The sequence below is a fragment of the Thermosynechococcus sp. OHK43 genome, from assembly GCF_014466085.1.
Taxonomy (GTDB): domain Bacteria; phylum Cyanobacteriota; class Cyanobacteriia; order Thermosynechococcales; family Thermosynechococcaceae; genus Thermosynechococcus.
This window is the reverse complement of the sequence record NZ_JACOMP010000077.1, coordinates 1-4,984: the sequence shown is the minus strand read 5'-3', so window position 1 is coordinate 4,984 and position 4,984 is coordinate 1. Positions and strand designations below refer to the sequence as shown.

Below are 4,984 nucleotides of genomic sequence, written 5' to 3'. Positions count from 1 at the left end.
TGAGGGGATGGGGTTGGGGCTGATTCAATGCCCCAATTGGGTTGACCTTGGGCGGCAGACAGCCAGTTTTTTCCTGGGGAGAGCAACTCCCCCCCTAAAAGAGGGCCAAGAGCGAGTAAACCAATGAGGCCAAGGGAGAGCTTGAGGGGCACAGCCATAGAAGTGTTCTGAATCCTACCCCCTAGCCTAGTCAACGAGACCGACAATCCTGCCATGGTTTCACTTTTTGCAACAGGGTTTTACGATCAAAAAGCATCCTTGCCCAGACATTGCCTGTGTTATCCGCTGCTGAAATTCGCGATCGCGCCAGCCACCTCAAATCAACGCTGCCCCCCCAGGTCCGCCTGATTGCCGTCAGCAAGTTTATGCCAGCGGCTGCGATTCGTGCTGCCTATGAGGCCGGCATTCGGGATTTTGGCGAAAGTCGCGTGCAGGAAGCTGCCAGCAAACGCGCTGAATTGGCTGACCTCACGGACATTACATGGCATCTGATTGGCCATTTGCAAACAAATAAAGTACGGCAGGCGCTGCAACTCTTTGATTGGATTCACACCGTTGACCGCTGGAAGTTGGCCGAACGGATCGATACCCTCCTCAAGGAGACGGGGGCAGCCAGTCCCCGCTGTCTCTTGCAGGTAAAACTCCGCCCCGACCCCCAAAAATATGGCTGGGAAAAATCAGAGCTAGAGGCCGCCCTGCCCCAACTGGATGCTCTCTCCCATCTGTGCTGCTGTGGTCTGATGACCATTCTGCCCTTGGGGTTGGCCCCCTCAGAACAGTTGCAAGTATTTCAGGAATTGCGGGCTTGGGGTGAGGAACTGAGCACAAAGCCATGGCAGCAGCTCCAGTGGCAGGAGTATTCGATGGGGATGACCCAAGACTATCCCCTGGCGGTGCAGGCCGGCGCAACGATGGTGCGCATTGGTACGGCTATTTTTGGCGATCGCCAATCGGCGTTAGCAATTCGGCAGGAGTAATGCCCTTGCAAGGGATTGGTTCTGAAATCGTCTCCAGTGGTGAAAAAAGAAAACTGCCCGGCGATCAAAGCTCAAGGCCATCACAGTGTTGATTGTCATGCTCAGAATCGGTGGTGACTCCCGCAGCTTAGGACCAGCCGAGAGCAAGGTGGGCCGCATTTTTGCTACCAAGGCCGATTTTGACAGTGATGCCCAGCAGCAGATAGACCCGACGCTCAGCCGCGGCGGGGGCAATGAATTCATCCTGTAGGTGGCATTGGCCAATGGACATGATGAGCTTGCCTGCTGGATGGTAAGCCGGCAGTAAAGGGCGGGTGTAGACGGCATTGCTTAGATGCCACCACGCACCGAAGATCTGCTCAGTCTATAGGTTGCTGTTAGACTTTCAGAGGGACTTGGCTCCTCTGATTAACATGGCAGCGCTTTATCACAAAACAAAGAAAAATAAAGCTGTCCCTTAGACCGGTGGTCGTGCGTAGCAGGGCGGGTCCTTAGACCCAATTCTTTGGTAAGCTAAAGGATGCTTTCTAAAACCCTGCTAACACCGCCTATGGCCGCATCCCTAAGCTTTGACCTCGATGCCCTCAACCAACGCTTTGAAGGGGCACACCCTCGTGACATTTTGGCATGGGCCGTCACCGCAATTCCCCAGGGGCTGGTGCAGACCAGTGCCTTTAACGTGGATGACATGGTGATTACAGACCTCCTCTACCGTGATCTGCGCCCCAATCCGCCGGTGCCCGTTCTCTTTTTGGACACACTGCATCACTTTGCCGAGACCCTAGCATTTGTGCAGCAGGCCAAGGAAAAATACGGTCTGGATTTGCGCACCTACAAAACCCCCGATGTTGACAGCCGCGAAGCCTTTGCTGCCCGCTATGGCGACAAGCTTTGGGAAACCAATGTTGAGCAGTTTCACCATCTCACTAAAATTGAACCGCTGCAACGGGGCTTGGCAGAACTGAATACTGTGGCTTGGATTACGGGACGGCGTCGAGACCAAGCGGTCACCCGTGCCAATATGCCCTATGTGGAACTGGACAAAGAGGGTCGTCTGAAAATTAATCCCCTTGCTGCTTGGACACGTAAACAAACTTGGGCCTATGTGATGGAGCACGGGGTGATTTACAATCCCCTCCACGATCGCGGCTATGCCAGCATTGGCGATGAACCCCTCACCACCCCTATCGCCGATGGCGAAGATGAACGGGCAGGTCGCTGGCGCGGCATGGGCAAAACCGAGTGCGGGATTCACATCTAAGCCCATGTACTTTCAGGACGTTATTGCCACACTGCACCAATTTTGGGCGGCTCAGGGATGCCTGATTGCTCAGCCCTACGATGTGGAAAAAGGCGCCGGTACCAAAAGCCCCCATACCTTTTTACGTGCCCTCGGACCTGAACCTTGGGCAGTGGCCTATGTCGAACCCTGTCGGCGGCCAGCGGATGGCCGCTATGGCGAGAATCCCAACCGCTATCAGTACTACTACCAGTACCAAGTGCTGATTAAGCCCTCTCCTGATAATATCCAAGAGATTTATTTGGAGTCACTGCGCGCCCTTGGCATTCGCCCCCCAGACCATGACATTCGCTTTGTCGAAGACAACTGGGAGGATGCTGCCGTTGGCGCGTGGGGCGTAGGCTGGGAGGTGTGGCTAGATGGCATGGAAGTGACACAGTTTACCTACTTCCAGCAGTGTGGTGGTCTGGATTGTCGGCCGGTTTCCATTGAGATTACCTACGGCCTAGAACGGTTGACAATGTATCTCCAGGAGGTGGATGCGATCGCCAGTATCCGATGGAACTCTACCCTCACCTATGGCGATGTCCATCTCCAAGGGGAAATTGAGCAATCCACCTACAACTTTGAAGCCTCCGACCCGGAACGATTGTTCACCCTTTTTAGTCTCTACCAGCAGGAGGCGGAGCAGCTTCTGGAAAAGCAGTTGGTACTGCCCAGTTTGGATTATGTGCTCAAGTGTTCCCACACCTTTAACCTGCTGGATGCCCGCGGTGTCATTTCGGTGGCAGAGCGTACGCGCTACATTGGTCGCATTCGCGGCTTGGCCCGGCGGGTCGCCCAAGCCTATGTCCAACAACGGGAAGCTCTGGGGTTTCCACTGCTGAAGGAGCCGGCGCCGATCGCCCCCTAAGTCACAATTCTCTAAGGAGCATCCATGGGACGGCAGTGGCACCTGTTGGTGGTCTTGACTGTGTTTGCGGCATCGGCAACGCTGGCAGCGGATGTGCCGCACTTTGTTAGTCCTAGAAAGTTTTGGAGGCAGTTGGTCTATCAGGTCAAACCGCTGCCGCCCGAAAAAGTGGTGGCCCTCACCTTTGATGATGGCCCTTGGGGAGCCTCAACTCGCCAAGTTCTGCAAATTCTCAAAGAGGAGGAGGCCAAGGCCACATTTTTTATCCTGGGCAAGCACGCCCTCATGTATCCCGATATCATTGCTGACATTGTCAAAGGGGGTCATGCCGTTGGCAACCATAGTTGGAGTCATCCCTACCAACCCGTTGACCCTAAAGTAGCTAAGCAGGAAATTGAAAACACCTCTGCACTGATTGCCAAGCAAAGCCAAGCCCAAACGCGCCTTTTTCGGCCACCGGGGGGCAATTTGACCACAGGGCTAGTGGACTATGCCAAGTCGAAAAACTATGCCGTCATTATGTGGTCCGTGGATCCCCATGACACTCGACCCAACACAACAGCCGCAGATATTGTGGAGCGTACCCTGAAGAATGTCAAACCGGGCAGCATTATTCTGCTCCACGATGGTGGCGGCGATCGCGCCAAGACCCGCAAGGCCCTCCCCACGCTGATTCGCCGCCTGCGGCAAAAAGGCTATCGCTTTGTCACTGTGCCGGAACTGCTGCAACTAGTGAAAGCCCCCCCACCAAAGCCTGAGACACCCACCCCTCAACCGACAATCACTCCGACACCGACCCCAGAAGGTCTGCCCACTCCTCAGTTGACGCCTAGCCCCCCTAGTCGCAGTGAACCGCAATTGCAGCCACGCTCTCTGCCCCCTCGCTAAGGCTCTAGGGGAAATTCATGAATCTGTGGCGTCGAGGTACCATTGAGGGTTTCCCCCAGTTGATTCAAGGGTTCATAGATTGGTTCTAAGCTGGCCTGAGTGTCAGCGATCGCCCGCAGTAGTTCAGCCGTGAGATATTCCAAGGGATGGGGAGGGGGCGGTTGGCGGCGCCGATACTTGGGGGTGGGCACAAACTCACTGGCCACGGCCTGAAGCTGATAGGCCAACGCTTTCACCTTGGCAAGGTACGTCAAGGTTTCCTCAAGGTGCTGGGCAATTTGCTGGTGCTGAGCTTGCAGGTGTTGCCACTGTTCGGGGGCGATCGCTGCGGGTTTGAGATCCAGGGGAGTTAAATCCTGAAACAGAGCTTCTAAGTCCGGGGTTTCACTACTCACGAGTCCCTCCAACAAGGCCGCATCAAACAACTCCCCGAGTACTTCGGGAGAGACAACTGCCCACTCACTGGGGGAAGAAGATAGAGGATCAGGGGCTGTCATGGGCATTTACCAAGTCCTGTTGGGGGAGATTGCAGATCATGAAAAGGGGGCAGTTGCCCCAACTTTGTTAACCTTATAACGGTTTTGTTTGGTGATTGCGGTTGTGACCTCCTCTTCTTTGCCAATTGTGTTGGGTGTAACGGGTGCGTCTGGGCTCATTTATGCAGTGCGCGCCATTAAATTTCTATTACAAGCCAACTATCCTATTCAACTTGTGGCATCGAAGGCCGCACATCAAGTGTGGCAGGCAGAATATGGCCTCACTCTGCCAATTCAGCCCGATAAGCAGGAACTGTTTTGGCGCGAACAGGCCCAAGTTTGGGAAGGTTGCCTCACCTGTCATCGGCCAACAGATGTGGCAGCGGCAATCGCCAGCGGTTCCTTTCGCACCCTGGGCATGGTGATTCTCCCTTGTAGTATGAGTACGGTGGCCAAGTTGGCGGCAGGCCTGAGTTCCGATCTCCTAGAG

7 protein-coding genes are annotated in these 4,984 nt (G+C 54.9%); 5 read left to right on the top strand and 2 right to left on the bottom strand.

All coding sequences use genetic code 11. From position 1 onward, the window contains the following. The first annotated feature begins 275 nt into the window (after positions 1 to 275). On the top strand, positions 276 to 977 hold the full coding sequence (locus H8Q75_RS03340) for a YggS family pyridoxal phosphate-dependent enzyme (RefSeq protein WP_041428957.1): 702 nt from the start codon (positions 276 to 278) through the stop codon (positions 975 to 977). A gap of 127 nt (positions 978 to 1,104) precedes the next feature. Here the strand turns inward: H8Q75_RS03340 and H8Q75_RS03335 are convergent, their stop codons facing one another. Next, entirely contained in the window at positions 1,105 to 1,248 is a 144-nt protein-coding gene (locus tag H8Q75_RS03335; RefSeq protein ID WP_157869628.1) for a hypothetical protein, read from the bottom strand. 279 nt (positions 1,249 to 1,527) lie between these two features. Between H8Q75_RS03335 and cysH the strand changes: the two genes are divergently transcribed. Genes cysH through H8Q75_RS03320 form a run of 3 tightly spaced genes read left to right on the top strand, consistent with a single transcriptional unit; the run spans position 1,528 to position 4,018 of the window. Further along, complete coding sequence (cysH, locus tag H8Q75_RS03330; RefSeq protein ID WP_024124172.1) at positions 1,528 to 2,238, top strand: phosphoadenosine phosphosulfate reductase; 711 nt, start codon at positions 1,528 to 1,530, stop codon at positions 2,236 to 2,238. Positions 2,239 to 2,242: 4 nt separating this feature from the next. After that, entirely contained in the window at positions 2,243 to 3,130 is an 888-nt protein-coding gene (gene glyQ, locus H8Q75_RS03325) for a glycine--tRNA ligase subunit alpha (protein ID WP_024124173.1), read from the top strand. 24 nt (positions 3,131 to 3,154) lie between these two features. Beyond that, complete coding sequence (locus H8Q75_RS03320) at positions 3,155 to 4,018, top strand: polysaccharide deacetylase family protein (protein WP_297040492.1); 864 nt, start codon at positions 3,155 to 3,157, stop codon at positions 4,016 to 4,018. Here the strand turns inward: H8Q75_RS03320 and H8Q75_RS03315 are convergent. Continuing rightward, entirely contained in the window at positions 4,015 to 4,515 is a 501-nt protein-coding gene (locus tag H8Q75_RS03315; RefSeq protein ID WP_041428959.1) for a hypothetical protein, read from the bottom strand. The two genes, H8Q75_RS03320 and H8Q75_RS03315, sit on opposite strands and share 4 nt — an antisense overlap. A 103-nt stretch (positions 4,516 to 4,618) precedes the next feature. On the opposite strand from H8Q75_RS03315, the gene H8Q75_RS03310 reads away from it, so the two are divergent. Then, positions 4,619 to 4,984 (top strand): flavoprotein (locus H8Q75_RS03310; protein WP_297040485.1); only part of this gene is annotated, 366 nt, incomplete at its 3' end.